The organism is Foliimonas ilicis, assembly GCF_039939195.1.
Taxonomy (GTDB): Bacteria; Pseudomonadota; Alphaproteobacteria; order Rhizobiales; family Rhizobiaceae; genus Foliimonas; species Foliimonas ilicis.
Genome location: NZ_JBDUUH010000001.1, coordinates 170,050 through 196,287 on the forward strand (window position 1 = coordinate 170,050; position 26,238 = coordinate 196,287).

At 58.7% G+C, this 26,238-nt stretch carries 24 protein-coding genes, 1 tRNA gene and 1 pseudogene; 18 read left to right on the top strand and 8 right to left on the bottom strand.

Annotation, left to right across the window (positions count from 1 at the left end; all coding sequences use genetic code 11):
• Positions 1-94: 94 nt before the first annotated feature.
• Both ABFT80_RS00845 and ABFT80_RS00850 read right to left on the bottom strand, forming a co-directional pair.
• Entirely contained in the window at positions 95-1,666 is a 1,572-nt protein-coding gene (locus ABFT80_RS00845; protein WP_347969967.1) for a tyrosine-type recombinase/integrase, read from the bottom strand.
• 89 nt (positions 1,667-1,755) lie between these two features.
• Positions 1,756-1,830, bottom strand: a tRNA-Thr gene (locus tag ABFT80_RS00850).
• A gap of 148 nt (positions 1,831-1,978) precedes the next feature.
• Between ABFT80_RS00850 and ABFT80_RS00855 the strand changes: the two genes are divergently transcribed.
• The 9 genes from ABFT80_RS00855 (at position 1,979) to yacG (ending at position 7,529) form a co-directional block, all read left to right on the top strand.
• Positions 1,979-2,161, top strand: coding sequence for a hypothetical protein (locus ABFT80_RS00855; protein ID WP_347969968.1), 183 nt, complete (start codon positions 1,979-1,981; stop codon positions 2,159-2,161).
• Positions 2,162-2,269: 108 nt separating this feature from the next.
• On the top strand, positions 2,270-3,559 hold the full coding sequence (gene murA, locus ABFT80_RS00860) for a UDP-N-acetylglucosamine 1-carboxyvinyltransferase (RefSeq protein WP_347969969.1): 1,290 nt from the start codon (positions 2,270-2,272) through the stop codon (positions 3,557-3,559).
• A gap of 86 nt (positions 3,560-3,645) precedes the next feature.
• On the top strand, positions 3,646-4,080 hold the full coding sequence (locus tag ABFT80_RS00865; protein WP_347969970.1) for a DUF2948 family protein: 435 nt from the start codon (positions 3,646-3,648) through the stop codon (positions 4,078-4,080).
• A 9-nt stretch (positions 4,081-4,089) separates the two neighbouring features.
• Positions 4,090-5,382, top strand: a complete 1,293-nt coding sequence (hisD, locus tag ABFT80_RS00870; protein WP_347969971.1) for a histidinol dehydrogenase — start codon at positions 4,090-4,092, stop codon at positions 5,380-5,382.
• Between the two features lie 6 nt (positions 5,383-5,388).
• Positions 5,389-5,874 (top strand): UPF0262 family protein, encoded by a 486-nt coding sequence (locus tag ABFT80_RS00875; protein WP_347969972.1) that lies wholly within the window; start codon positions 5,389-5,391, stop codon positions 5,872-5,874.
• A 45-nt stretch (positions 5,875-5,919) separates the two neighbouring features.
• Entirely contained in the window at positions 5,920-6,318 is a 399-nt protein-coding gene (locus ABFT80_RS00880; RefSeq protein ID WP_347969973.1) for an arsenate-mycothiol transferase ArsC, read from the top strand.
• Between the two features lie 99 nt (positions 6,319-6,417).
• The gene (gene infA, locus ABFT80_RS00885; RefSeq protein ID WP_347969974.1) at positions 6,418-6,636 is read left to right on the top strand and encodes a translation initiation factor IF-1; all 219 of its coding nucleotides are present in this window, start codon (positions 6,418-6,420) and stop codon (positions 6,634-6,636) included.
• A 54-nt stretch (positions 6,637-6,690) separates the two neighbouring features.
• Positions 6,691-7,320: a Maf-like protein gene (locus ABFT80_RS00890; protein WP_347969975.1), complete on the top strand. Its 630-nt coding sequence runs from the start codon at positions 6,691-6,693 to the stop codon at positions 7,318-7,320.
• Positions 7,317-7,529 (top strand): DNA gyrase inhibitor YacG, encoded by a 213-nt coding sequence (gene yacG / locus ABFT80_RS00895; protein WP_347969976.1) that lies wholly within the window; start codon positions 7,317-7,319, stop codon positions 7,527-7,529. Before ABFT80_RS00890 ends, yacG begins: the two co-directional genes overlap by 4 nt.
• Here the strand turns inward: yacG and ABFT80_RS00900 are convergent.
• On the bottom strand, positions 7,526-8,224 hold the full coding sequence (locus ABFT80_RS00900; protein ID WP_347969977.1) for a sulfate transporter family protein: 699 nt from the start codon (positions 8,222-8,224) through the stop codon (positions 7,526-7,528). The two genes, yacG and ABFT80_RS00900, sit on opposite strands and share 4 nt — an antisense overlap.
• A gap of 150 nt (positions 8,225-8,374) precedes the next feature.
• Here ABFT80_RS00900 and ABFT80_RS00905 point away from each other — a divergent pair, with 150 nt between their 5' ends.
• Positions 8,375-9,367: an adenosine kinase gene (locus ABFT80_RS00905; protein ID WP_347969978.1), complete on the top strand. Its 993-nt coding sequence runs from the start codon at positions 8,375-8,377 to the stop codon at positions 9,365-9,367.
• A gap of 158 nt (positions 9,368-9,525) precedes the next feature.
• On the opposite strand, the gene ABFT80_RS00910 is transcribed toward ABFT80_RS00905, so the two are convergent.
• From ABFT80_RS00910 to ABFT80_RS00920, 4 genes and pseudogenes are all read right to left on the bottom strand, one after another.
• The gene (locus tag ABFT80_RS00910; RefSeq protein ID WP_347969979.1) at positions 9,526-10,014 is read right to left on the bottom strand and encodes an IS1 family transposase; all 489 of its coding nucleotides are present in this window, start codon (positions 10,012-10,014) and stop codon (positions 9,526-9,528) included.
• Positions 10,015-10,142: 128 nt separating this feature from the next.
• Positions 10,143-10,256: pseudogene (locus ABFT80_RS28035) on the bottom strand (IS1/IS1595 family N-terminal zinc-binding domain-containing protein); the annotation flags it as partial.
• A 115-nt stretch (positions 10,257-10,371) separates the two neighbouring features.
• Positions 10,372-11,049 carry an isochorismatase family protein gene (locus tag ABFT80_RS00915; protein ID WP_347969980.1) on the bottom strand — a complete coding sequence of 226 codons (678 nt, stop codon included), beginning with the start codon at positions 11,047-11,049 and terminating at the stop codon, positions 10,372-10,374.
• Between the two features lie 150 nt (positions 11,050-11,199).
• Entirely contained in the window at positions 11,200-13,485 is a 2,286-nt protein-coding gene (locus tag ABFT80_RS00920) for an NADP-dependent malic enzyme (RefSeq protein WP_347969981.1), read from the bottom strand.
• 106 nt (positions 13,486-13,591) lie between these two features.
• Here ABFT80_RS00920 and mutS point away from each other — a divergent pair, with 106 nt between their 5' ends.
• On the top strand, positions 13,592-16,315 hold the full coding sequence (gene mutS, locus ABFT80_RS00925) for a DNA mismatch repair protein MutS (RefSeq protein WP_455189853.1): 2,724 nt from the start codon (positions 13,592-13,594) through the stop codon (positions 16,313-16,315).
• Positions 16,312-16,746, top strand: coding sequence for a YqaA family protein (locus ABFT80_RS00930; protein WP_347969982.1), 435 nt, complete (start codon positions 16,312-16,314; stop codon positions 16,744-16,746). The genes mutS and ABFT80_RS00930 overlap by 4 nt, the downstream gene beginning before the upstream one ends.
• 1 nt (position 16,747) lies before the next feature.
• On the opposite strand, the gene ABFT80_RS00935 is transcribed toward ABFT80_RS00930, so the two are convergent.
• Positions 16,748-18,004 (bottom strand): Hsp70 family protein, encoded by a 1,257-nt coding sequence (locus tag ABFT80_RS00935; RefSeq protein WP_347969983.1) that lies wholly within the window; start codon positions 18,002-18,004, stop codon positions 16,748-16,750.
• Positions 18,005-18,185: 181 nt separating this feature from the next.
• On the opposite strand from ABFT80_RS00935, the gene ABFT80_RS00940 reads away from it, so the two are divergent.
• The 6 genes from ABFT80_RS00940 (at position 18,186) to ABFT80_RS00965 (ending at position 26,221) form a co-directional block, all read left to right on the top strand.
• Complete coding sequence (locus ABFT80_RS00940; protein WP_347969984.1) at positions 18,186-20,987, top strand: [protein-PII] uridylyltransferase; 2,802 nt, start codon at positions 18,186-18,188, stop codon at positions 20,985-20,987.
• A gap of 5 nt (positions 20,988-20,992) precedes the next feature.
• Positions 20,993-22,591 carry a murein biosynthesis integral membrane protein MurJ gene (gene murJ, locus ABFT80_RS00945; RefSeq protein WP_347969985.1) on the top strand — a complete coding sequence of 533 codons (1,599 nt, stop codon included), beginning with the start codon at positions 20,993-20,995 and terminating at the stop codon, positions 22,589-22,591.
• A 68-nt stretch (positions 22,592-22,659) separates the two neighbouring features.
• Positions 22,660-23,841 (top strand): acyltransferase, encoded by a 1,182-nt coding sequence (locus ABFT80_RS00950; protein ID WP_347969986.1) that lies wholly within the window; start codon positions 22,660-22,662, stop codon positions 23,839-23,841.
• Between the two features lie 81 nt (positions 23,842-23,922).
• Positions 23,923-24,990, top strand: a complete 1,068-nt coding sequence (gene trpS / locus ABFT80_RS00955; RefSeq protein ID WP_347969987.1) for a tryptophan--tRNA ligase — start codon at positions 23,923-23,925, stop codon at positions 24,988-24,990.
• Positions 24,991-25,061: 71 nt separating this feature from the next.
• Positions 25,062-25,553, top strand: coding sequence for a universal stress protein (locus ABFT80_RS00960; RefSeq protein ID WP_347969988.1), 492 nt, complete (start codon positions 25,062-25,064; stop codon positions 25,551-25,553).
• A gap of 92 nt (positions 25,554-25,645) precedes the next feature.
• The gene (locus ABFT80_RS00965; protein ID WP_347969989.1) at positions 25,646-26,221 is read left to right on the top strand and encodes a NifU family protein; all 576 of its coding nucleotides are present in this window, start codon (positions 25,646-25,648) and stop codon (positions 26,219-26,221) included.
• The last annotated feature ends 17 nt before the right edge of the window (positions 26,222-26,238 follow it).

The following is a 26,238-nucleotide window of genomic DNA, read 5'->3' on the forward strand; positions in this document are numbered from 1 at the left end:
CCTAAGATCAACTTAGCAATATTGTCTCACGGGTTGATTCGCGTGTGAATCCTCTTTATTTTCTCGCGATAGGAATAATATCCTTGACTTTTTATTATAAATCGTATCTTGGTAGCTTATTGATAGCCGCCGTTTTGGCTTTGATCGTCACATCGCCGTAGCTATCACCTGCCGTTTTCGAGGCGTGGCCTTGGATGGCGTCTAGGGTCCGATCAGCGATCCCCTCTTCCCGCCCGACCGTCTTAAAGCGATGACGCCAGCCATGGCTTGGGCTTACGCCTTCCGGCACGATTTCCATTTTCTGAAGCCATTCGCTTATCCGCCCTGAAATCGTGCGTGCGGCGCTTGCGGCATTCTTGCCCCGACGGTCTGGATAAAATAGCGGTCCATCCTGTGAAGCGTCCACGAAATCCATAAAGCCCATGTCGAGCAATTGCGAATGCAGTGGCACATCGCGATAGCCGCCAGCTTTGACGGTTCCGGCATCTGGCGTGATCCGCATAATGTGCGTGTCGCCTTCCTTTCGGAAATCTTGCTTTCGTAGTTGCACAATCTCGCCGACGCGCGCGCCGGTGAAAGCACATAGAATAGGCGACCACCGTTTTGCCGCCGTGGTTTGCGGGCGCTCCATCGTGGCTGGATTGTCCGTAACAGCCGCAACGTGGTCGCGGGCAGCGCGAAGGATCACAAGCGCCTCATTATCGGTAAAGCCCTTCTCCCTCGAAAGCTGCTTACGTGGAACCTCTTGGCGAACCTGATCCGCTACGTTGGAATCGAGCTTATCGTTCGCAACCGCCCATTTCAGGACGGTTCGCACGGAAGCGAGATAAACGTCTCCAACGGTTTTTGCAGAAAGTGTCTTTAGGCGCGCATCGCGCCATTCCATGAGATTTTGCTTTGTCAGGCGGCGAGCGTCGTCATGTCGGATAAACTTCACCAAATCCACAAAGACCGGGGTCCAGCGCTTTTCAGCGCCTTTACCTCGCCCGATTGCCTTCCGGCTATGAAGATAGTCGGTCAAAAGTCGCTTAAGCGAAACAGGTGGCTTTTCTTCTGATACCGGTTGTGCGTTGGCGATGATTGGATGCGTCGGCTTGCCTGTCCAGTCGCCTTCATGGCGTTCTGCGGCACGCGAAAGAGCCTCATACTCTGACGCGCATAACGCGCGCGCCACGCTCCGCCATTCGGAAGTGCCACGTTCTACGGTCGTGTTTCCGAGTCGCCGGAAGCGCTCGATCTGGCCGCCAACCAGTTCTTCTAATTCGTCGTCATCTAGCGCGCCTGAAAACCCATCACGAAGCTGTCGGGCTAAAATGTCGTCAATGCCGAGTTGCGCATAGATCGGATAGTGATCTCTGATTTCTTCATCAAAGGCCAAGCGCTCTTGGTAGTTTCGAAGCGCGATCTGGTCAGGGGCCAGCGGGTAGCGACCGGGTGTAACTTGCCGGTTGCCAGCTTCTGCCGCCCGCCGTTCGGCCTTGGCGATGGTGAATTGAAGGTCGGTAACAGCGCTTGGCAACTTTTTCAAAGCGATTCGGTAGTCGGGACCGAGTGCCGTTCGCAGTTCTGATTTGCCGTCAATGAAGGGGCGAAGGTCTGTCGGAACGACTAAGCGCGCGAAATAGCGACCGTCTCGATTAAGAAGATGGCGAATCCTGCCGACCATATGCAATCCATTTGTAACGGTTTTTGTAACGTTAGAATGGACGCAAAGCCTTGCGTGTCAAGAGGTTCAATGATTTCAATGGGATAGAATGGTGCTGCAAGAGAGGATTGAACTCTCGACCTCTCCCTTACCAAGGGAGTGCTCTACCACTGAGCTACTGCAGCATCCGGATGCGGCGGACTTCTGCCACAGGAAAGCTGAGAGCGCAAGTTATGTGTGCATGTTCTTTTCAGGAGTTTTGCAAGACACGGCATTGCCATAATGATAGGCAAGTTGCGATTGACGGGTTCGAGGGCAAAACGGCACGAAAACATGGCTGAAAATGACGAAAAAGCGCGAAAATCCAAACAGAACCCGGATCGCAAGGATCGTCTGGCCGATCAGTTGAGGGCGAATCTCCAAAGACGCAAGGCGCAGATCAGGTCGCGGCGCGTTGGTGACGCCGACCAACGACCCGAAGGACTGAAAGCAGCACGCATTGAAGAGGGTGAGTGATTCACCTCGCTTTTTACCCGGTTCCTTGAACAGCAAGGCACAGTGGGGTAGATGGCGCCCTACCCAAGACAATCAGCAAGCCGGGACCAACCCGGAGAAACGAGTTCCATGGATCGCATCAGGATAGTCGGCGGCAACGAATTGAGTGGCCGCATTCCGATCTCGGGCGCGAAGAACGCCGCGCTGCCGCTGATGATCGCCTCGTTGCTGACGGACGATACGCTGACGCTGGAAAATGTACCGCATCTGGCCGATGTCGAGCAGCTTATTCGTATTCTCGGCAATCACGGCGTGGATTACTCCGTGAACGGTCGCCGCGAGAAGCAGAGCGAAGGCTATTCGCGCACGATCAATTTTTCGGCGCGCAACATCGTCGATACGACTGCGCCTTATGAACTCGTCTCCAAGATGCGCGCGAGCTTCTGGGTGATCGGGCCATTGCTGGCGCGCATGGGCGTTGCCAAGGTTTCGCTGCCGGGCGGTTGCGCCATCGGCACGCGGCCGGTCGATCTTTTCCTCGATGGTCTTCAGGCGCTGGGCGCTGATATCGAGGTTGAAAGCGGCTATGTTATCGCCAAGACCAAGGATCGCCTTGTCGGCAACCGCTATAAATTCCCGAAAGTCTCTGTCGGCGCGACGCATGTGCTGTTGATGTCGGCTTCGCTGGCCAAGGGCGAAACTGTTCTCGAAAACGCTGCCTGCGAGCCAGAAATCGTCAATCTCGCCGAATGCCTCAACGCGATGGGCGCGAAGATTTCCGGTGCAGGCACCCCGACCATCACCATTTCAGGCGTCGATTCGCTTTCCGGCGCGCGCCATCGGGTTATTCCGGACCGTATCGAGACCGGCACCTATGCAATGGCCGTGGCTATGACGGGTGGCGACGTTATTCTTGAAGGTGCGAACCCCGCACAGCTTCAGACCGCACTCGACATCATCGTTCAGGCAGGCGCGGAAATCATTCCGGTCGAAAACGGTATCCGCGTCAAGCGCAATGGCAATGGCATTCGCCCCGTCGATGTCGTGACCGAGCCTTTCCCCGGCTTCCCGACCGACCTTCAGGCGCAGTTCATGGGACTGATGACCATGGCGCAGGGTCAGTCACGGATCACCGAGACAATTTTCGAAAATCGTTTCATGCATGTGCAGGAACTTGCCCGCCTCGGCGCGCATATCACGCTTGCCGGACAGACGGCGATTGTCGAAGGCGTATCCAAGCTGAAAGGCGCGCCCGTAATGGCGACCGATCTGCGCGCCTCCGTATCGCTGGTCATTGCCGGTCTGGCAGCCGAAGGCGAGACCGTCGTCAACCGCGTCTACCATCTGGACCGCGGCTTTGAACGGCTCGAGGAAAAGCTGTCCAATTGCGGAGCTGTCATCGAGCGCATTTCGGGCTGAATTCAGCTCGAACCGGGGCGGTTGCGCATCCAGGCAAGACCGCCTAACACAAAGTCTGGAAACAATTTTCAGGCGCTGCATCTGACATGGACCAGCTAAAACTCATCGCACTCGACGAACAGGATTTGGGCATCGTCTCGGCCCATCTCCAGGATGCCGTTCTCAAGGTGAAGGAATTCAACTTCGCACCGGCGACAAAGCAGTTCAGCCTGACGCTGAACCGCTTCGTCTGGGAAAAGGGCGGGAAATTCCTTCGTCCACATAATGAACGGCGCAAAAGCCTGCTGCATTTCGACCGCGTGCTCGGCGTGCAGCTATCGGGCATCGACCGGTCGAAGCCGGAAGAAGTGCTTTCGCTGATGACAGTGAGTTTTACAGCCGGTGATACACCTGCCGGCACAGTCGAGCTTTTGTTTTCAGGCGGCGGCAAGGTCAGGCTCGATGTCGAATGCATCGAGGCGCGGCTCGCCGATCTCGGCGGCGCATGGGAAGCCTCTTCGCGCCCCGCTCACAAGAACTGAGGAATAAGAATGGCGCGTGTTCTACGCCAATCCAGTGTTGATTTCGAACAGCAATTCGAAGCATTTCTTGGGACCAAGCGCGAAGTCTCGCCGGATGTCGATGCGAGCGTGCGCGACATCATCAAGAATGTGCGTGAGCGCGGTGACGCAGCGCTGATCGACTACACACTGAAATTCGACAAGACCGATCTTGGCGCGCTTGGCATTGCGGTGAGTGCCGAAGAGATCGAGGCCGCCGCGGCGGCATGCGACCCGGAAACCATCGAGGCGCTGAAACTGGCGCGCGACCGCATTCAGTCGCACCATCAACGGCAAATGCCGAAGGATGATCGCTATGTCGATCCGATCGGCGTCGAGCTCGGCTCGCGCTGGACGGCAGTGGAATCGGTCGGCCTTTATGTTCCGGGCGGAACGGCGAGTTATCCAAGCTCGGTGCTGATGAATGCCGTTCCCGCAAAGGTCGCAGGCGTGGAACGCGTCGTCATGGTCGTGCCCTCGCCGGGCGGCGCAATCAATCCGCTGGTGCTGGCGGCTGCGCAGCTTGCAGGCGTGAAGGAAATCTACCGCATCGGCGGCGCACAGGCAGTTGCAGCGCTGGCTTATGGCACGCAGACGATAAAGCCCGTTTCCAAAATCGTTGGGCCGGGCAATGCCTATGTCGCAGCCGCCAAGCGTCAGGTGTTCGGCACTGTCGGCATCGACATGATCGCCGGACCTTCGGAAGTGCTGGTCATCGCCGATGCGGACAATGACCCGGACTGGATAGCCGCCGATCTTCTGGCACAGGCCGAACACGACGCTTCCGCGCAATCGATCCTCATTACCGATGACGAGGCTTTTGCGGTTTCGGTGACGGAAGCCGTCGAGCGGCAATTGAAGAGCCTGCCGCGTGGCGAAACAGCCGCTGCAAGCTGGCGCGATTTCGGCGCGATCATTCTCGTTGATGACATTGGTCACTCGGTTGCGCTCAACAATCGCATCGCACCCGAGCATCTCGAACTCGCCATCGAAGACGCCGAGGAAATGCTGCCTCTCATCCGCAATGCCGGTGCTATTTTCGTCGGAAAACATACACCCGAAGTGATCGGTGACTATGTTGGCGGGTCGAACCATGTGTTGCCGACCGCGCGCTCGGCGCGGTTTTCGTCCGGCCTTTCGGTTCTCGACTTCGTCAAGCGCAGTTCCATCCTGAAACTGGGCGCAGACCAGCTTCGCACCCTTGGGCCAGCGGCAATCGCTCTGGCCAAGGCGGAAGGGCTGGATGCACATGCGCGCTCGGTCTCAGTCCGGCTGAATATGTAGGCGGCGATGGCGGACGGGACAGTCGATACCGCAAGGCTGATCGATGTCGAACTCGACGAATCGATCGGACGGTCGACGCCCGACGTTGAACATGAACGCGCGGTCGCGATCTTCGATCTCATCGAGGAGAACAGTTTCCGTCCTATCGCCGATGAGGCATCCGGCCCCTATCGTTTGAAGCTTTCGCTTGTCGATTCGAAGCTGGTTCTGGCTGTCTTTCGCGAAAACGGCGAGCCTGTCGTCACGCATATTCTTTCTCTGACGCCATTCAGGCGCATCGTGAAAGACTATTTTCTGATTTGCGAAAGCTATTACGACGCCATTCGCAGCTCCACACCAAGTCAGATCGAAGCCGTCGATATGGGACGCCGCGGCCTTCACAATGAGGGATCGCAGACGCTGCTCGACCGGCTGTCGGGCAAGATAGACGTCGATTTCGGCACGGCGCGGCGGCTTTTCACGCTCGTCTGCGTGCTGCACTGGCGAGGTTAGCACCTGTCGGCCGCGCCCCCACGCTCCATCCTGTTCATGTGCGGCATGAACGCGGTTCGCTCGCCAATGGCAGAAGCGCTGGCGCGAGTGGCCTTGCCCGCGACGACCTTCATCGCATCCGCCGGTGTGCGGGCAGGCTCTCGCGACCCGTTCGTCGATGCGGTGCTGGCGGAAGACGGGATCGATCCGCCAGAGCATCGGCCAAAGCTGCTGGAAGATCTCGAAGACAGTTATTTCGACCTGATCATCACCCTGGCACCCGAAGCCCACCACGCCGCGCTCGAACTGACACGCTCCATGGCGGTGGATGTCGAATATTGGCCGACCGCGGACCCGACAACGGTGTCTGGAACGCGCGAACAGATCATGACGGCATACAGGGACGTGCGCGAAAGGCTGAAAGCGCGTATAGAGGCACGATTCGACGCAAAAAGGGCTTCCTGAGCCTTGCGAATAAGCGTGTTCACAAGCGAGCCATAATCATATAGGTTCCGCCAAAATTCCGGCCCGATGCCGGAAATGATCTCAAGACAAAGGTATCGAATGCCGAAGGAAGAAGTCCTCGAGTTCCCGGGTGTCGTTACGGAATTGCTTCCGAACGCCATGTTCCGGGTCAAGCTGGAAAACGAACACGAAATCATCGCCCACACTGCAGGCCGCATGCGCAAGAACCGCATTCGCGTACTCACCGGCGACAAGGTTCTGGTCGAGATGACACCCTACGATCTGTCGAAGGGCCGCATCACCTATCGCTTCAAATAAGCCTCTTCAAAAAGGGCGGCGGAAGGCCGAGTTGCCTGAGCCGACACTAAACCGATGAGCGTCATTCAGAAGCTTGTGCTTGCCTCGGGCTCTCCACGTCGGATCGAGCTGCTCCAGCAGGCAGGCATAGAACCAGCCCGCGTCTATCCAGCCGATGTGGACGAGACACCGCTGCGCGCCGAACATCCGCGTTCTCTCGCCAAACGCCTGTGCAAGGCAAAGGCCGAGAAGGCGTATGATGCGCTGAGCAAGGACGCCGATTTTTCCGGCTCCTATATTCTCGCCGCCGATACGGTCGTGGCCGTCGGACGCCGTATTCTGCCCAAGGCGGAAACGGCTGACGAGGCATCGAACTGTCTCAAGCTTCTGTCGGGACGCGCGCACCGCGTTTATTCCGGCATCTGCCTGATCACGCCTGCCGGGAAAGTGCGCCAGAAGCTGGTCGAAACACGCGTGCGCTTCAAGCGGCTGACGCGCGAAGAACTCGACGCCTATATCGCTTGTGGCGAGTGGCGCGGCAAAGCGGGCGGATACGGAATTCAGGGACTTGCCGGCACATTCGTCGTCAAGCTCGTCGGCTCCTACACGAATGTCGTCGGACTGCCGCTTTATGAAACCGTCAGCCTGCTTTCGGGCGAAGGCTTGAAGGTTCATTCCGGTTGGGCAGCGGGTTCATCGATATGAGCGAAGCACCTCCTGCAAATGTAACGCCGCTGCGTCCCAAACGCCCCTGCCCCGAATGCGGCAAACCTTCGGCCCGCGAAACCTATCCGTTCTGCTCGACGCGCTGCAAGAATGTCGATCTCAACCGCTGGCTTTCGGGCAGCTATGCCATTCCGGCCACGGAAGAAGAAGACAATCTCGACGATGACGGTCCTGCCAACGCGAATTAAACGCGTTTTGCAGCGGATTTATGCAGATGAACCATCATGGAAGCCGCAAATAGCGGGGTCAGAAGGTTCAGGAACGGCACGGCAAGAAACGCCGCGATGACCAGTCCGCCCAGAAATACCTGACCGCCATTCTCGCGTCTCAAAGCCTTCGCATCGTCTTCCGAGCGAAAGCGCATTGCTGCAAATTCGAAATATTCCCGTCCGAGCAGATAGCCGTTGACCATGAAGAAGGCGATGATGTTCACGCCGGGAATAAGCAGAAGCAGCAGCGCCAGAAGATTGCCCAGCACCACGATGCCGAAAAACTTGAGCGACAGGACTGCGCCGCGGATTGTGGGGAGCGGCTGGCCCGCAGGTTCCTGCGGATAGCTTTCCCGCTCGACCGTTTCGGCGATATCGTCCAGAAAAAGACTGGCGATCAAAGCTGTCACCGGCGCAATAAGGAATGCCAGCCCGACCGCGATTCCAAGACCCGCAAGCAACGCCGCAACCAGGCTGAACCATCCGGCCCAGCTCGGCGCATTCGGAAGCAGCGCGTCGATATAGGGAAGTGCGACCCAGTCGAACACTTCCTTCAGGCCGAACCACAGCGCAATCAAAGCAAGAATCGTCAGGCCGAGCGTTTTGAAGAAAACCGAGCGGAATTCCTGTGAAAACAACTGGCGAAGTGCGCTGATTGCAGCGTCGAAAACCATAGGCGCGTCCCCGTGTTATCTGTTTGAAATAGGAGCGCTGTATGAACTAAGCAAGAATGCGTAGCCGGCGGGCTTTGCAAACACGGCGCGAAAGCGCTAGACCCGCCCCGCGCCATGCCGCACATTGGCGGCAATTCATGCGGGGGCCTTATGAGCGATATCGACGTTTTGTGCATCGGCAATGCAATTGTGGACATTATCGCGCAATGCGACGATGCGTTTCTGGTCGAGAACGGCATCATCAAGGGCGCGATGAACCTGATTGATACCGAACGCGCCGAACTGCTTTATTCGCGCATGGGACCGGCGATCGAAGCTTCCGGCGGCAGTGCCGGTAATACGGCGGCAGGCATCGCCAGCCTCGGCGGGCGTTCCGCATTCTTCGGCAAGGTTTCGCAAGATCATCTGGGCGAAATCTACACCCATGACATTCGCGCGCAGGGCGTCGCTTTCGACACGCGACCGTTGACCGGCGAGCCGCCGACCGCGCGTTCCATGATCTTCGTGACGCCGGATGGCGAGCGCTCGATGAACACCTATCTCGGCGCATGTGTTGAGCTTGGACCCGAAGACGTAGAGGAAGAGAAGGCGAAAGCAGCGAAAGTCACCTATTTCGAAGGTTATCTCTGGGATCCGCCGCGCGCCAAGGAAGCAATCCGGCTGACGGCAGAACATGCCCACGCAGCAGGCCGCGAATTCTCGATGACGCTGTCCGATCCATTCTGCGTCGACCGTTATCGCGCGGAGTTCCTCGACCTGATGCGGTCGGGCACAGTCGATATCGTCTTCTCGAACGAAAGCGAAGCAAAGTCGCTCTACCAGACGGAATCCTTCGAAGTCGCGCTCGAAGCGATCCGCAAGGATTGCAAGCTGGCCGCCGTTACCCGCTCTGAAAAAGGCTCGGTCATTGTTCGAGGCGACGAGACTGTTTCAGTTCCGGCCATCGAAATCGAACGTCTGGTCGATACGACCGGTGCAGGCGATCTTTACGCGGCCGGTTTTCTGTTTGGCTACACTTCCGGGCGTTCGCTGAGGGATTGCGGCTTGCTCGGCTCGCTGGCGGCAGGCCTCGTCATCCAGCAGATCGGCCCGCGTCCACGGCAGAGCTTGCGTGAAGCGGCACAGCAGGCTGGACTTCTTTAAGGAGTTAGAACCCCCTCTCCGGTTTGCTTCGCAAACCACCTCTCCCCCGCAAGCGGGGCGAGGAAGGAGCCAAGCATGTAACGTTGTTCTACGACGAAGCAGAAAGCTCCCCCAACACTCGCCACCGCTTTTCCTCACCCCCACGAGTGGGGGACTGTTCACACAGGACTCATAATGTGCTTTCGGTTGAAGAACATATCCAAGGTTATATCGAGCATCTGATAGGTCTTGGAGATGCGTTTAGAACGCCGGTTGAAGCGCGCCAGCATATCTCGGATCGATGAGTTGGATGACTCGATAAGGTGCGTTTGAGCCTTGGTTTGGATATGGGGTTCGGCGACGCCATTACGCTGGAAGGCCAGGGCATAGCAGGAGTTGGCATCGGTGAAGATCGCCCCGATCTGGCCGACGGCCTTCTTGGCCAGACGATAAATGGTGATGGCGCTTGTCACGCCTTTGTCGCCGATATGATAGGCTACGACCCGGCGCTGCCGGCGGCTATAGGCAGTCCAAACGACTGCCCGCTGCGCTTTTTTTGAACGAAGGTATAGATTTCGTCCATCTCGATGATGTCCGGTTCGCCTGCGGCAAGAGGCTCGGCCCGGGCCAGGCGCTGCTGCATCGCGGCATGGTCCTGACGTATCCATTTGAGCACCGCCGCAGGCGAGGCGTTCAGCACCCGGCCGATGGCGCGGATGCCCATGCTATTCAGATACATCTGAACAGCCATCGCCTTGGTCTGTGGACTGAACTTGGGCACCCGGTCGGTGCAATAGCGGCCGCAGTCGCGGCACCTGTAGCGCTGATACCCACTCTTATGGCCACGCTTGATCAGCGCAGCGCTGCTACAGTCAGGACAATGCATCCGCCAACCTTCCAAGCAAATCATTCCAAAGTCAGGCCAGTAGAATCCTCAACGCGCACTTTGTAAACAGTTCCGCTTGCGGGGGAGAGGTGGTTTGCGAAGCAAACCAAAGAGGGGGTCTTCGCTACCCGACCGCTGCTCAAAGCCCCTCATAAATCTCCGCAGCGTTCTCGTATGAATAGCGCAGCGGCACCGAGCCTTCGACCATCCACACATCGACCCTGTCGCCAGCCAGAAGCCGGCAAGCGCCGTCCGTATCGGTCACGGCACCGCCATAGAGACGGTTTGCCAGATTGAGAATCCCGGTTTGGTGCATAGCCTGGCTGCCACTGCCGCAGGCGTCCTTGACCAGCAGCACCCGCAGGCCCCGCGCCACCGCGCCCTTCACGGTGGCCTCGATGCAGGCTTCCGTCCAGACGCCCGAAACCATCACCCATTCGACGCCCTGAAGCTTCTGTTCAAGCTTGCCATCGCCGAAGGCGCTGGCTTCGGTTTTCACAAGCAGTTCTTCACCCGCCGCCGGTTCGGTTTCCGGGCAAAGTGCTGTCAGCGGGTCGCTGGCATCGCTGAAAGCCGACAGGCCGTTTTCCATTACCGGATGGAAATGGCGCAGCCGCAAAGTGCTCATGTCGACAATGTAGGCAAAGTGGAAAAGCGGTATCTTTGCCCCGCGCGCCGCTTTTTGCAGGCGCTGAACATTCGACAGAACCTTGTCGAACCCCTCAACGAGATACCGCGCGTCCTGCCGATGCTCTTCCTGCATATCGACAAAGAGTGCCGCCATGCGGCTTGTATCGACAGACAGCGGGCGCTTCATGAATCGTCTTCCCAAATCAGGTCTTATTCCTGGCTGGAAAGACAACTCAACATGATTTCACCCGCTGTCTGCGGAACGACGATAGATGCCGTTTTTCTTTTCTGCGCAATTCCGGACGAAAAACCGCGGCACACTTTTCCTGGAATTGCTTTAAGCCCCGGCTGTATAGGCAGCGATTGCCGCCATGTTGACGATATCGCTGTCCTTTGCGTTCAGCGGCACGATCTGAACCGGCTTGTTGAGGCCGACCAGAAGCGGGCCGATGACGGTCGAACCGCCGAGTTCCTGCAACATTTTCGTCGAGATCGATGCCGAGTGGAACGCCGGCATGACCAGCACATTCGCCGGACCGGAAAGACGGCAGAACGGATATTGCTGCAAAAGGCGTGGATTGAGCGCGACATCGGCAGCCATTTCGCCATCATATTCGAAATCGACGCGGCGTTTGTCGAGGATCTTCACCGCTTCCTGAACACGCTCGGAACGCTCGCCTGCCGGATGGCCGAAAGTCGAATAGGCGAGCATGGCGACGCGTGGCTCATAGCCCATGCGGCGCGCGAAACCGGCTGCTTCCTCGGCGATGTCCGCGATCTGCTCAGAGTTCGGCATATCGTGCACCGCCGTATCGGCAACGAGCACGGTGCGCCCGCGGCAAAGCGCTATGGAAACGCCGATGACACGGTGTCCGGGCTTCGCATCGATCACGCGGCGCACATCTTCCAGCGCGGTCGAGTAATTGCGCGTGACGCCCGTGACCACGGCATCCGCATCGCCCAGAGCCAGCATGCAAGCGGCGAAATGGTTGCGGTCATTGTTGATCAGGCGCTGGCAATCACGCAGCAAATATCCCTTCCGCTGCATGCGTTCATAGAGATAGTCCGCATAGATCGCATTCTTGCGCGACAGGCGCGCATTGATGATCTCGATGCCCGGCTTGTTCAAATCGACGCCTGCATTGCGGGCGTGTTCCTTGATGACATCATCGCGACCGACCAGAATGGCGGTGCCGAGCTTCTGGTTTGCGTAGGAAACGGCGGCGCGCATGACCTGCTCTTCCTCGCCCTCGGCGAAGACGACGCGCTTGGGCTGGCGGCGAACGCGGTCGTAGATGCGCTGCAAGGTCGAGGCGATTGGATCGCGACGCGCCGAAAGCTCATTGGCGTATTTGGTGAAATCGACAATCGGCTTGCGCGCGACGCCCGAATCCATCGCCGCTTTTGCAACCGCGACCGGAATGGCCGAGATCAGCCGCGGGTCGAAGGGAACCGGGATGATGTAGTTCGGGCCAAACTTTGGACGAATACCCTGATAAGCTGCAGCCACATCGTCCGGCACGTCTTCGCGAGCGAGTTCGGCCAGAGCCTGTGCTGCCGCGATCTTCATATCGTCATTGATCGTGGTCGCCCGCACGTCGAGCGCGCCGCGGAAGATGTATGGGAAGCCAAGCACGTTGTTGACCTGGTTCGGATAGTCCGAGCGCCCGGTCGCCATGATGGCGTCGGTGCGTATTTCGGCCACTTCCTCCGGGATGATTTCCGGATCGGGGTTGGCCATAGCGAAGATGATCGGGTTCTTGGCCATGGATTGCACCATGGCAGGCGTCAGCGCGCCCTTGGCGGAGACGCCATAGAACACGTCGGCACCGTCGAGAGCCTCGGCCAGCGTGCGCTTGTCGGTTTTTATGGCATGCGCCGACTTCCACTGGTTCATGCCTTCGGTGCGGCCCTGATAGACCACGCCTTTCGTGTCGCACAAAATGACGTTTTCGGACGGGAAGCCCATCGACTTGATAAGCTCGATGCAGGCAATGCCCGCCGCGCCCGCGCCATTGCAGACGAGCTTCGTCGTCTTCATGTCGCGACCGGTGATTTCCAGCGCGTTGATGAGGCCCGCAACCGCGATGATCGCCGTTCCATGCTGGTCGTCATGGAAAACCGGGATGTCCATCAGTTCCCGCAGGCGCTGCTCGATGATAAAGCAATCGGGCGCCTTGATGTCTTCGAGGTTGATGCCGCCGAAGGACGGTCCGAGAAAGCGCACGCAATTTACGAATTCGTCCACATCGGACGTATCGACTTCAAGATCGATGGAATCCACATCGGCAAAGCGCTTGAACAGCACGGCCTTGCCTTCCATGACCGGCTTGGAGGCGAGAGCGCCGAGATTACCGAGGCCCAGAATGGCGGTTCCGTTCGAGATCACGGCGACCATGTTGCCGCGTGTCGTGTAATCGAACGCGCGGGAGGGGTCTTCGGCAATCGCCAGAACCGGAGCGGCAACGCCCGGCGAATAGGCGAGCGACAGGTCGCGCTGAGTCGCCATCGGCTTGGTCGGGCTGATTTCCAGCTTTCCGGGTCTGCCCTGCGCGTGAAAATCGAGCGCTTCCTGCGCACTTACCGATGGACCGGCATTATCCTGCTTGTTTTTAGAAGCCATGAACTACGGTATCCTCCCGATGCCACTTCTTTTTGTGGAGCGTTCGGAATTAAGGGTACACATCGCCGCTGTAAACAGCCAAGCATGAAGATAGACCTTTTTCGGAATGACCGTGAAACACGAAACGACAATATCCGCAGACGATTCGGCATCCGCGCCAATGACGCCGATGATGGAGCAGTTCGTCGAAATAAAATCGGCGAATGCGGATTCGCTGCTTTTCTATCGCATGGGCGATTTCTACGAGATGTTCTTCGAGGATGCCGAAATAGCCTCGCGGGCTCTCGGCATTGCGCTGACCAAGCGCGGCAAGCATCAGGGTCAGGATATCCCGATGTGCGGCGTGCCGGTTCACGCCGCCGACGATTATCTGCAAAAGCTGATCGGGCAGGGCTTTCGCGTCGCCGTCTGCGAGCAGATGGAGGACCCAGCCGAGGCGAAGAAGCGCGGCTCGAAATCGGTCGTACGCCGCGACGTGGTGCGTCTCGTCACCCCCGGCACCATCACCGAGGACAAGCTTCTCGCACCTTCGGAATCTAACTTCCTGATGGCGCTTGGCCGCGTGAAAGGCGGTGACAATGGCAGCTTCGCGCTTGCCTGGATCGATATATCGACAGGGCTTTTCCGTGTCACCGAAGCGAGTTTCGACGGGCTGTTGGCCGATATATTGCGGATCGACCCGCGCGAATTGATCGTCGCGGACACCGTATTTCACGATGAAGAACTGCGCCCGGTTTTCGACGTTCTGGGGCGCGTTGCCAGCCCGCAGCCGTCGAGCCTGTTCGATTCGACCGCAGCGCCGGAGCGCATCGCCCGCTTCTTCGAGGTAGCGACGACCGAGAGTTTCGGCACATTCTCCCGCGTCGAGTTGTCGGCGATTTCAGGCATCATCGCCTATGTCGAGAAAACGCAGAAGGCCGAGCGCCCACCACTTTCAAGGCCCGAACGCGAACAGGCAGGCTCGACGCTTTTCATCGACCCGGCAACCCGCGCCAGCCTTGAACTGCTGCGCACGACAAGCGGCAACCGCGACGGCTCGCTTTTCAAGGCGATAGACCGGACAGTGACGGGTGCGGGCGCGCGGCTTCTGGCGGACAGGCTCATGTCGCCACTGACTGCGCCCCAAAAGATCAACGAGCGACTGGATTCGGTCGGCTTCTTCATAGACGACCACCGCCTTTGCGACGCGCTCCGTGCCGTGCTGAAGGGCATTGCGGATATGCCGCGCGCGCTGTCGCGCCTTGCGCTGAACCGTGGCGGCCCGCGTGATCTTGGTGCACTGCGAACAGGCTTTGCGGCGGCGTCCGAAATCGCGGAAACCTTCGACGGCGCAATCCTGCCGCTGGAATTGCAGCAGGCAATCGATGCGCTGAAGGCTCTTCCCGCCGATTTCCGCGATCATCTGACGAGCGCCATTTCGGACGAGTTGCCGCTTCTGAAACGCGACGGCGGTTTCGTGCGATCCGGTTACAATTCCGAACTCGATGAAATGCGCGGTCTGCGTGACGAATCGCGCCGCGTCATCGCCGGGATGGAGCGTGATCTGATTGAGGAGACGGGCATCCGCTCGCTCAAGATCAGGCACAACAATGTGCTCGGCTACTACATCGAAGTCACCGCCAACCATCAATCGATCATGATGGGGACCGACGAGGCGAAAGCGCGCTTCATCCATCGCCAGACCATGGCAAGCGCGATGCGCTTCACCACCACAGAACTTGCCGGGCTTGAAACGAAAATCGCCAATGCGGCTGACCGGGCGCTTTCGATCGAACTCGGCGTGTTCGAAAAACTGCTCGTTGAAGCCGTTTCGCATGCCGATTCCATACGGGCGGGCGCGGATGCCCTAGCGGTTCTCGACCTTTCCGCAGCGCTCGCAATTCTCGCCTCGCGGGAAGGCTGGTGCCGCGCGACCGTCGATGCCAGCCTCGATTTCGAGATTTTGGGCGGGCGGCATCCAGTCGTGGAACAGGCATTGCGTCAGGCCGCGCAAAATCCTTTCGTCGCGAATGATTGCAGCCTTTCGCCCGAAAACGGTGAGAAATTCGGGGCGATCTGGCTGCTTACCGGCCCGAATATGGGCGGTAAATCGACTTTTCTGCGCCAGAATGCGCTGATTGCGATACTCGCGCAGATGGGGTCCTACGTGCCTGCCGCAAGCGCGCGCATCGGCGTCGTCGACCGCCTGTTCAGCCGCGTCGGCGCATCCGACGATCTTGCGCGCGGGCGCTCGACCTTCATGGTCGAGATGGTCGAAACGGCAGCGATCCTCAATCAGGCTGGCGAAAGAGCACTGGTCATTCTCGATGAGATCGGGCGCGGCACCTCGACCTTCGACGGCCTTTCGATTGCCTGGGCGGCGGTCGAATATCTGCACGAAAAGAATTGCTGCCGCGCGATCTTCGCCACCCATTTCCATGAAATGACAGCACTCGCCGGCAAGCTGGTGCGTCTTCACAACGTCACCATGCGCGTCAAGGAATGGGAAGGCGATGTCGTCTTCCTGCATGAAGTCGGCAAGGGTGCAGCAGACCGCTCCTACGGCGTTCAGGTCGCGCGCCTCGCTGGTCTGCCTGAAGCCGTGGTCAGCCGCGCCAAGGATGTTCTGCATCAGCTTGAGGCTGGAGAAACGTCCGGCAAGGCCGATAGGCTGGTCGACGACCTTCCGCTGTTCAGCGCGATCGTGAAAAAGGAAGCTCCGAAGCAGTCCGGACCTGATCCGCTGCAAAAGGCGCTGGCTTCCATCGCGCCGGACGAAATGACGCCGCGCGAAGCGCTGGAGGCGCTTTATACGCTCAAAGGCCTTGCGAAGCAGACACCGTCTGCATGATCGCGCTTGGCGCCTATGCCGGGCTGTTCACATCCGCACTCATTGCCGCCACGCTGCTTCCCATGCAGTCGGAAGCCGTGCTCGTCGGCCTTCTGATTGCGGAATATTCGCCGGCACTTTTGCTGATCGTGGCGACAGCGGGAAATGTTCTGGGTTCGGCAATCAACTGGCTGCTCGGACGCCAGGTCGAGCGCTTCCAGGACCGTAGCTGGTTTCCGGCAAGCCCAGAGCGCCTTGAGCGCGCCTCGAACTGGTATCGAAAATACGGGCGCTGGTCGCTGCTTCTCAGTTGGGCGCCGGTGATCGGCGACCCGCTGACGCTGGTTGCAGGCGTTTTGCGCGAACCGTTCTGGACATTCCTGCTGATCGTCACGATTGCGAAATTCGGCCGCTACGCGGTTCTTACAGCCGTGACGCTCAATCTTATCTAGATCAGCCGAATTTGCGCCGCGCATCCAGCGTCAGGCCAAGGCCGACGCTGCCGAACACATCGCCATTCACCACCGATGCCGATGGGAAAAGATCGCAGATGCTCTGGCGCAGCAGGCCGATTGCGGTGGAGCCGCCGGTGAGGAACAGCGTGGTGATGCGTTCTGCCGGCACCTGCGCATCGTGAAGCGTCTGCCCGACAACATCGACAATGCGACCGACGGCAATGGCAATCGTTTCGTCCAGTTCGGCGCGGCTCACCGGGATGTTCAGCGTCTCGTCGCTCAGGCGCACGTCGATGGTGGAAGAAGCCTGATCGGTCAGGTCGATCTTCGCTTGCTCGACCTTGCCTGCAAGTGCGTGGCCCTGCCGCTGCTGCACCACATCGATCATGCGCTCGACCAGATCGGGCCGTTCCGCCTCATAGCGGATCTGGCGCAGATCGCTCATGGCCTTGGGCGTATAAAGCTGGTGAATGCGCTGCCATGTAGCGAGATTGACGAAGTAAGAGACCGGCAGATTGCGCTTTCCGTCGCGTGTCGGCGTGCCGTAACCCAGTTCCGGCATCAGATGGGCAACCGAAAGCAGGCGATCGAAATCCGTGCCGCCGATGTGAACGCCGCGATTTGCCAGAATATCGTCCTTGCGGTCCACTGCGCGGGCGCGCTCCGGTGAGACGCGAACAATCGAAAAGTCCGACGTGCCGCCGCCAATATCGACGATCAACGCCAGTTCCTCGCGATTGACGCTGCGCTCGTAATCGAGCGCTGCCGCAATCGGTTCGAACTGGAAGGCGATGTCCGTGAAACCCTGCTCGCGCGCCGCCTTTTCAAGCTGGTCCTGCGCATCGCGGTCGGCATCGGCATTTTCATCGACGAAGTGCACCGGACGGCCAAGCACAACGCGCTCCACCGGCTCGCCTACATGGCTGTCGAGTCGCGCCTTCAAGTGCCCAAGAAAACCCGAAATAATCTCCGAAAACGCCATTTGGCGTGTCTTTACGCGGGTTTTTTCATGGATAAGCGACGAACCCAGGACGCTTTTCAGCGCCCGCAGCAGGCGGCCTTCGGCATTTGCGGCATAGTCCGCGATTGCGCGGCGACCGAAATAGGTCTGATCGTCCTCGAAATTGAAGAAGATCGCGCTCGGCATCGTCACATGCTTTTCTTCAAGTGCAACGAGGCGCGGCTCACTGCCTTCCATCACGCCAACGGTGGAATTCGACGTGCCAAAATCTATACCGCCGCTAATCGGTCGCATGAAAATTCTCTAATGTTTGGAAAATGGAAGGGCGGAAAGGCGAGCCGTTTACACAATCGCTTCGGCATTGTCGATGCGCGACGGCAATCTTTGCTCTGCCGGTAATAGCGTTTTTACCGGCCATACCCATTTTAGGAAAAACGCGCTATAGACGCCTCGCTTTCTCAGGACCTTCCGACGTATGGCAAAAATCGCTCTCAATCTCGAAGAGATCATCGACGCGGACGGACTGCGCGGCGATCTGAACGCCTTGGTGAAATCCAATGCGGGCGATGGTTCGAGCGCCGAAACCCGCAAGCTGGTTCTGGCGCGGCTTAAGGACGAATTGTCGAAAGGTCGCGCTGTCGCCGAAAAAATGCTGGCCGAGGATGGCGGCGGAACGGCTTGCGCCTCCCGAATCTCCCATCTGATGGATGAGATCATCGGCGCGCTCTACGATTTTGCGAAAGACCACGTCTATCGCGCGAAAAATCCGTCTTCCGCCGAGCGAATGGCAGTCGTTGCCGTTGGCGGCTATGGGCGCGGCACGTTGGCGCCCGGTTCCGACATCGATCTTCTGTTCGTGCTTCCCTACAAGCAGACGCCGTGGGGCGAGCAAATCGTCGAATACATGCTCTATATGCTCTGGGATATGGGGCTGAAGGTCGGCCACGCCACCCGCAACATCGACGATTGCCTGCGCCTGTCGCTATCCGACATCACGATCCGCACATCCATCCTCGAAGCGCGCTTCCTGTGCGGCGAGGAGAAGCTTTTTGACGAACTGCTGCATCGTTTCGATCAGGAAGTGGTGAAGGCGACCGGGCCCGAATATGTTCAGGCAAAGCTTGCCGAGCGCGATACGCGCCACGCCAAATCCGGTGAAAGCCGCTATCTGGTCGAGCCGAACGTCAAGGACGGCAAAGGTGGTCTGCGCGACCTCCACACGCTGTTCTGGATCGGCAAATATTTCTATCGCGTCCGCACCGGCGAGGAGCTTGTCGAAAAAGGCGTTTTCACGCGCTCCGAATACAACCAGTTTCGCAAGGCGGAGGATTTTCTGTGGGCCGTGCGCTGCCAGATGCATTTCCTGACCGGCAAGGCCGAGGAAAGGCTGCATTTCGACATTCAGCGCGAAATTGCCGACCGGCTGGGCTACACCAGCCATCCAGGCCTTTCCGGGGTCGAGCGCTTCATGAAGCACTACTTCCTCATCGCCAAGACGGTGGGAGATCTGACGCGCATCTTCTGTGCGGCGCTGGAAGAGGAACAGGCAAAGCATGTTCCGGGCTTCAACCGTATTTTCCAGACCTTCTCGCGCCGCAAGCGCAAGCTTGCCGGAACCAGTGACTTCATCGTCGACAACCATCGCATCAACGTTGCGGATGACGAGGTTTTCGTGCGCGATCCGGTCAATCTTCTGCGGCTTTTCTGGTTTGCGGACAGGCACGGCCTGGAATTCCACCCTGACGCGCTGAAGCTTCTGACACGCTCGCTCAAGCTGGTGGACAAGTCGCTGCGCCGCGACAAGGAAGCCAATGCGCTGTTCCTCGACATTTTGACGTCCAGCCGCAATCCGGAACTCAATCTGCGCCGCATGAACGAGGCCGGATTGCTCGGCAAGCTGATCCCGGATTTCGGCAAGATCGTCGCGATGATGCAGTTCAACATGTACCATCACTATACGGTGGACGAGCATCTGCTGCGCTGCATCGGCGTGCTTTCGGAAATCGAGCATGGCGATGGCGAAAAGATACATCCGCTGTCGCACAAGCTGATGCCGGAGCTGAAAACCAAGCGCGAAGTGCTGTTCGTGACCGTTCTGCTGCACGACATCGCCAAGGGACGGCCTGAAGATCACTCCGAGGCGGGCGGGCGAATCGCGCGTCGTATCTGCCCGCATATGGGCCTCTCGCCCTCCGATACCGAGACGGTCGCGTGGCTTATCGAAAACCATCTCGTCATGTCGCTGACCGCGCAGACGCGCGATCTGAACGACCGCAAGACGATCGAGGATTTTGCCGATATCGTGCAATCGGTCGAGCGGCTGAAGCTGCTGCTCATCCTGACCGTTTGCGATACGCGCGGTGTCGGCCCCGGCGTCTGGAACGGCTGGAAAGGCCAGCTCCTGCGTACGCTCTATTATGAAACCGAGCTTCTGTTGACCGGCGGCTTCTCGGACGCTTCGCGCGGCGAGCGTGCAACGCAGGCGCGGCAGAGGCTGAACGCAGCTCTTACGGACTGGTCGGAAAAGGAGCGCGAAAAATACACCGCGCTGCATTACGAGAATTATCTTCTGGCCGTCGATATCGCCGACCAGATCAGGCATACGGAATTCATTCGCGATGCCGACAGGAACGGCAAGAAGCTATCGACCACCGTAAAGCCGCATGAATTCGAGGCCGTCACGGAAATCACCGTGCTGGCGCAGGATCATCCCCGCCTGCTCTCCGTCATTGCAGGTGCGTGTGCTGCTGCAGGCGCAAACATCGTCGACGCGCAAATCTTTACGACATCGGACGGCCGTGCGCTCGACACGATTCTGATCAGCCGTGAATTCGACCGCAACGAGGATGAGCGCCGCCGCGCGGAGCGTGTCGGCAAGCTGATCGAGGATGTGTTGTCCGGCAAAAGCTGGCTGCCGGAAATGATCGAGAAGCGCACCAAGCCGAAGCGCGGCGCAAAAACGTTCCGCATCAAGCCGCGCGTCGAAGTGCGCAACACACTTTCGAACCGGTTCTCGGTGGTCGAAGTCACCGGGCTGGACCGTCCGGGCCTGCTTTCCGAAATTACCGGCACGCTGTCCGACCTATCGCTCGACATCGCATCGGCCTACATCACGACCTTTGGCGAGAAGGTGATCGATACGTTCTATGTGACGGATTTGACCGGCCAGAAGATCGACAACACGACCAGAATCGAAAATATTCGCAAGAAGCTTCTGGCAACCCTCGAAGGGCAGTCGGTCGAGAGGCGTGGCAAGAGCCGCATCGCGGCGGAATAGAGCATATGAGCCTCATCAGGAAGTTCGCAACGGTCGGCTCCGGCACGCTGGCCAGCCGCATTCTCGGCTTCACGCGCGAAATGCTGATGGCCGCAGCGCTCGGCACCGGACCTATCGCCGATGCGTTCAATGCGGCATTCCAGTTTCCAAACACATTCCGCAGGCTCTTTGCGGAAGGCGCCTTCAATGCGGCCTTCGTGCCGCTCTTCGCCAAGGAGATCGAGGCCAACGGAACCGATGGCGCGCGGAAGTTTTCCGAGGAAGTCTTCGGCGTTCTCTTTACGGTTCTGATCGCGCTGACGATCCTCATGGAATTGTCGATGCCGCTTCTGGTGTCGACCATCGTCGCGCCGGGTTTCACGAACGATCCTCAAAAATTCGACCTGACAGTTGCACTTGCAACCATCATGTTTCCCTATCTCATGTGCATGTCGCTGGCGGCCATGATGAGCGGCATGCTGAATTCGCTGCGCCGCTATTTTGCGGCGGCGATCGCGCCGGTCTTCCTCAACATCATCCTGATACTGGTGCTGGGTTATGCCTGGTATGAGGGGCATGACGGCATGCAGGTCGGCTACGCGCTGGCCTGGGGCGTTCTTGTCGCAGGCCTCGTGCAGCTTGCAATCGTCTGGATTGCCGTGCGCCATGCCGGTATTTCGATCGGCTTTCGCAGGCCGCGCATGTCGCCAAACGTCAAACGTCTTCTGTGGCTGGCTTTCCCTGCCGCCGTCACCGGCGGCATCACGCAGATCAACCAGCTTATCGGAACCGCGATCGCTTCGGGCCAGGCAAGTGCCGTGTCATCGCTGGCCTATGCCGACCGCGTCTATCAATTGCCGCTCGGCGTAATCGGCATTGCCGTATCCATCGTGCTCCTGCCGGAACTGGCGCGCGCGCTGAAATCCGGCAATGACAATGAAGCGTCGAACCTTCAGAACCGCTCGGTCGAGTTCACTCTGTTCTTCACGCTGCCTGCGGCGGCGGCCCTGCTTGTCATGTCCGAGCCGATCGTGCGCGTGCTCTATGAGCGCGGCGCGTTCGCTGCCGGAAACAGCACGCCGACCGTCTCGGCGATCCTTGCGATCTTCGGCATTGGCCTACCTGCCTTCGTGCTCATCAAGGCATTCACGCCGGGCTTCTTCGCCCGCGAGGATACACGCACCCCGATGATCTTCGCCGCGATTTCCGTCGCCATAAACGTCTCACTGGCACTCACCCTGTTCCCGGATATGGGTGCGCCGGGCATTGCCGTCGCATCCGCTGCGGCTGGCTGGGTCAACGCAGTCATGCTTTTCGCAACGCTGGTATGGCGCGGTCACTGGGGCAAGGACATCGCGCTTATGACCCGCATTCCGCGCCTCGTTCTGGCAGCAGGCGTCATGGCAGCCGCGCTCTATTTCGCGCTTGGTTACACAGGTGCCTACTTCGCCCCTTCGGCCTCGCTTGCCGTGCAGGCGACCGCGCTTCTGGTTCTCGTTACCGGAGCGGCAACGATCTATTTCATCGTCGCATTTGCAACCGGCGGGGCGGATATCGGGATGATAAGGCGAAGCGTGAAACGCCGTGGCAAGGCAGCTTCCGTGAGTGCAGAAACGCCGGAATAATATGGCGTTTTCTTAATTATCTACCGGTACAAGAACCGTCTGAGCGCAACGCTTTACGGAAATGCGTCATGGCGGAACCGACCGGCAGGCTTCATTATATCGACTGGCTGCGCGTATCCGCCTTCGCGCTGCTGATCCTTTATCATTGCTCCGTCGCCTTCTTTCCCGACCTCGACTGGCTGATGAAGAGCCCGCAAACCAGCAAGCTCCTTTCGGAAATCATGATGTTTCCGCGCGCCTGGCGGCTTGCCCTTTTGTTCTTCATTTCGGGCATGGGAACATGGTTCGCATTCCGCAGGACGACTGCCCCGCTCTTCCTGAAAGAGCGCTTCATCCGTCTGTTCGTGCCGCTGATATTTGCCATGTGCGTCATCATCGTGCCGCAGGTCTGGTACGAGCGCATGGCCCATGATGGGTATCAGGGGTCTCTGTTCACATTCTGGATCACGCGCTACTTCACCGAAGGCGTCTATCCGCGCGGCAATTTCACATGGGCGCATATGTGGTTCGTCGCCTATCTGCTGGTCATGACGATCATCTGCGTTCCGATCTTCCTGTTCCTGCAGAGCGAACGGGGTAAGGGCGTGATGGCATGGTTCGAAAGCACCGCGAAGTCTTTCGCGATTTATGTGTTCTTCGTGCTGCCGCTTGTCCTCAACGTTGCCCTTTCGCCTTTCTTTCCGCACGAAACCAACAAGCTCTATGATGATGGAGCGTGGTTTGCAGTCTGGGCAAGCTGGTTTGGGCTGGGCTTTCTGATTGCCCGTCATCACGCGACTTTGATCGGCACGATCGCCAACCGGCGCTGGGTCAGCTTCGCGCTGATGCTGGTGCTTACTTTCGTCATGTATCGCTATGCGTGGTGGGGTGAGCCGGTCATCGGCTCCTATGAGAACCAGACAATCCTCTACAAAACTCTGCTTTTCGCGCTCGCATGGACCACGATCCTGACGCTGATCGGCTTCGGCGCACTTTACTTGAACCGTCAAAGCCGCGCGCTTAGCTGGCTGAACTCGCGGATATTCCCGCTCTACATCGTGCACCAGACGATCATTCTCGGCGCGCTGTACCATCTGCTGCCCCTGCAGGCGGGCGTCTGGACGACTTATGGGCTCGTCATTCTGTTCACCGCAATCGGGTCATTGCTTTTCGCAGTGCTGGCGGGGCAGTTGCCGGCGCGCGGGCGAATGCTTGTCGGGCTGTTCACACGTCCTGAGCAGAAGGTGCCTTCCGCAACAAGCACCCCTTGATCCTTTTCCCGCGCTCGTCCATAAGCCCAACGCTTTTATCGCCGCTCCAAAAGGGCTCTCCACCAGCCTCGGGAATTTGCCATGACCGCTTTCAAGCCGCTCGTTTTTTCCGGCGTTCAGCCGACCGGAAATCTTCATCTGGGCAATTATCTCGGCGCTATACGCCGCTGGGTAGCACTTCAGGATGCAAATGATTGCATCTATTGCGTGGTCGATCAGCACGCGATCACCATGTGGCAGGAGCCGGCCGATCTCATCAAGGCGACGCGCGAAGTCACCGCAGCGTTTCTGGCCTCGGGCATCGACGCCGAAAAGCACATCGTCTTCAACCAAAGCCGCGTCATGCAGCATGCGGAACTCGCATGGGTGTTCAATTGCGTGGCCCGCATGGGCTGGCTCTCGCGCATGACCCAGTTCAAGGAAAAGGCCGGGAAGGATCGCGAAAACGCATCCGTCGGGCTGTTTGCCTATCCCAACTTGATGGCCGCCGACATTCTGGTCTACCGCGCCACACATGTTCCGGTGGGCGACGACCAGAAGCAGCATCTGGAACTGACGCGCGACATCGCGCAGAAGTTCAACAATGACTATTCCGACCGCATCGCCGAACTTGGCGTAGGCGTCGAAATGCAGATGGGCGAGGAGACCGTCAACGGCTTCTTCCCGCTGACCGAACCGCTGATCGAAGGTCCGGCACCGCGCGTCATGTCGCTTCGCGACGGTCTGAAGAAGATGTCGAAATCGGACGCTTCCGACCTGTCGCGCATCAATCTGACTGACGACGAAGACACGATTTCGAAGAAAATCCGCAAGGCTAAGACCGATCCGGATGGTTTGCCGTCCGAAATCGATGGCCTCAAGGGCCGCCCGGAAGCCGAAAATCTCGTCGTGATCTACGCCGCACTTGCCGACCAGAAAAAGGAGCAGGTGCTTGCCGAATTCGGCGGCCAGCAATTCTCGGCCTTCAAGCCTGCATTGGCCGACCTCGCCGTCAGCAAACTCGCGCCGATTGCCAGCGAAATGCGCCGCATCTCCGCCGATCATAGCTATGTAGACGGCGTGTTGCGCGATGGCGGCGAGCGGGCATCCGCATTGGCCGAGAAGACAATGAAGTCGGTTCGCGATATTGTCGGCTTCATAAACGGCTGATTTTCTGCCGCTTGCCCGGCATCGTCGGCAGTGGCAGATTGCACATCGATATCGCGACAACAGGGTGATGAATGGTTTCAAAACGTCTGAGTCGGGAAGCTGGCCACCGCCGCAAATTTCTGGCGATCATCGACGATACGCCCGAATGCGAACGGGCCGTCGCCTATGCCTCGCGCCGCAGCAAGAACACCGGCGGTGTGCTGGTCCTGCTCTACATTATCGAGCCGAGCGACTTCCAGCATTGGCTGGGCGTCGAAAAGATCATGCGGGAGGAAGCATCTGCCGCCGCCCATACGGCACTCGATACGCAGGCAGCCAAGGTTCGCGAAAGTCTCGGCATCGAACCTGAACTTGTTGTGCGCGAAGGCGTGGCGACCGAAGAAATCCACAAGCTGATCGAGGAAGATCAGGATATCGCCATTCTGGTTCTGGCAGCCGGTCTCGGCAAGGAAGGCCCCGGACCGCTCGTCGCATCGGTTGCAGGGCGCGGCGCGGCATTTCCGATCCCGGTTACGGTCGTGCCACAAAACTTGTCGGACGACGATCTCGACGGTCTGGCCTGATTTGCAACGCAAGCAAGTGCTTGAATGAAACCGCCGGAAGGCTTATTTAGAACTATTCCAATTCCACTGCCGCAAGCAGCAAGGAGCCAGTCATGTTCATCCAGACCGAAGCCACGCCGAACCCGGCGACCCTGAAATTCCTTCCGGGCAAGGAAGTGCTGATCGAAGGCACTGCTGATTTCCGCGATGCGGATACGGCAGGAGACTCCTCTCCGCTGGCTGGCCGCCTGTTCAGCATTCCGGGCGTAACCGGGGTATTCTTCGGCTATGATTTCATCACCGTCACCAAGGACGGCCCGGATTGGCAGCATCTGAAGCCGGCGATTCTCGGCGCGATCATGGAGCATTTCATGTCCGGCCAGCCGGTCATGAGCGCCGGTGAGCAAAAGGCCGGTGACGACCGCGATGCCGGCGAAGAATTCTACGACAAGGCCGACGAGGAAATCGTCGTCACCATCAAGGAATTGCTCGACACGCGCGTACGCCCAGCCGTTGCACAGGATGGCGGCGATATCACTTTCCGCGGCTTCGAAAACGGCACCGTTTTCCTGCACATGAAGGGCGCTTGCGCAGGTTGCCCATCGTCAACCGCGACACTGAAGCACGGCATCCAGAACCTGCTTCGCCATTTCGTGCCGGAAGTGCAGCAGGTCGAACAGATCAGCTAACGATCACTTCAAAGCGG

Bases quoted from the DNA above. Each gene is read 5' to 3' on its own strand.
- ABFT80_RS00845 (WP_347969967.1), bottom strand. From the start codon at position 1,666: ATGGTCGGCAGGATTCGCCATCTTCTTAATCGAGACGGTCGCTATTTC.
- ABFT80_RS00855 (WP_347969968.1), top strand. From the start codon at position 1,979: ATGGCTGAAAATGACGAAAAAGCGCGAAAATCCAAACAGAACCCGGAT.
- murA (WP_347969969.1), top strand. From the start codon at position 2,270: ATGGATCGCATCAGGATAGTCGGCGGCAACGAATTGAGTGGCCGCATT.
- ABFT80_RS00865 (WP_347969970.1), top strand. From the start codon at position 3,646: ATGGACCAGCTAAAACTCATCGCACTCGACGAACAGGATTTGGGCATC.
- hisD (WP_347969971.1), top strand. From the start codon at position 4,090: ATGGCGCGTGTTCTACGCCAATCCAGTGTTGATTTCGAACAGCAATTC.
- ABFT80_RS00875 (WP_347969972.1), top strand. From the start codon at position 5,389: ATGGCGGACGGGACAGTCGATACCGCAAGGCTGATCGATGTCGAACTC.
- ABFT80_RS00880 (WP_347969973.1), top strand. From the start codon at position 5,920: ATGAACGCGGTTCGCTCGCCAATGGCAGAAGCGCTGGCGCGAGTGGCC.
- infA (WP_347969974.1), top strand. From the start codon at position 6,418: ATGCCGAAGGAAGAAGTCCTCGAGTTCCCGGGTGTCGTTACGGAATTG.
- ABFT80_RS00890 (WP_347969975.1), top strand. From the start codon at position 6,691: ATGAGCGTCATTCAGAAGCTTGTGCTTGCCTCGGGCTCTCCACGTCGG.
- yacG (WP_347969976.1), top strand. From the start codon at position 7,317: ATGAGCGAAGCACCTCCTGCAAATGTAACGCCGCTGCGTCCCAAACGC.
- ABFT80_RS00900 (WP_347969977.1), bottom strand. From the start codon at position 8,224: ATGGTTTTCGACGCTGCAATCAGCGCACTTCGCCAGTTGTTTTCACAG.
- ABFT80_RS00905 (WP_347969978.1), top strand. From the start codon at position 8,375: ATGAGCGATATCGACGTTTTGTGCATCGGCAATGCAATTGTGGACATT.
- ABFT80_RS00910 (WP_347969979.1), bottom strand. From the start codon at position 10,014: ATGGATACGTCAGGACCATGCCGCGATGCAGCAGCGCCTGGCCCGGGC.
- ABFT80_RS00915 (WP_347969980.1), bottom strand. From the start codon at position 11,049: ATGAAGCGCCCGCTGTCTGTCGATACAAGCCGCATGGCGGCACTCTTT.
- ABFT80_RS00920 (WP_347969981.1), bottom strand. From the start codon at position 13,485: ATGGCTTCTAAAAACAAGCAGGATAATGCCGGTCCATCGGTAAGTGCG.
- mutS (WP_455189853.1), top strand. From the start codon at position 13,592: ATGACCGTGAAACACGAAACGACAATATCCGCAGACGATTCGGCATCC.
- ABFT80_RS00930 (WP_347969982.1), top strand. From the start codon at position 16,312: ATGATCGCGCTTGGCGCCTATGCCGGGCTGTTCACATCCGCACTCATT.
- ABFT80_RS00935 (WP_347969983.1), bottom strand. From the start codon at position 18,004: ATGCGACCGATTAGCGGCGGTATAGATTTTGGCACGTCGAATTCCACC.
- ABFT80_RS00940 (WP_347969984.1), top strand. From the start codon at position 18,186: ATGGCAAAAATCGCTCTCAATCTCGAAGAGATCATCGACGCGGACGGA.
- murJ (WP_347969985.1), top strand. From the start codon at position 20,993: ATGAGCCTCATCAGGAAGTTCGCAACGGTCGGCTCCGGCACGCTGGCC.
- ABFT80_RS00950 (WP_347969986.1), top strand. From the start codon at position 22,660: ATGGCGGAACCGACCGGCAGGCTTCATTATATCGACTGGCTGCGCGTA.
- trpS (WP_347969987.1), top strand. From the start codon at position 23,923: ATGACCGCTTTCAAGCCGCTCGTTTTTTCCGGCGTTCAGCCGACCGGA.
- ABFT80_RS00960 (WP_347969988.1), top strand. From the start codon at position 25,062: ATGGTTTCAAAACGTCTGAGTCGGGAAGCTGGCCACCGCCGCAAATTT.
- ABFT80_RS00965 (WP_347969989.1), top strand. From the start codon at position 25,646: ATGTTCATCCAGACCGAAGCCACGCCGAACCCGGCGACCCTGAAATTC.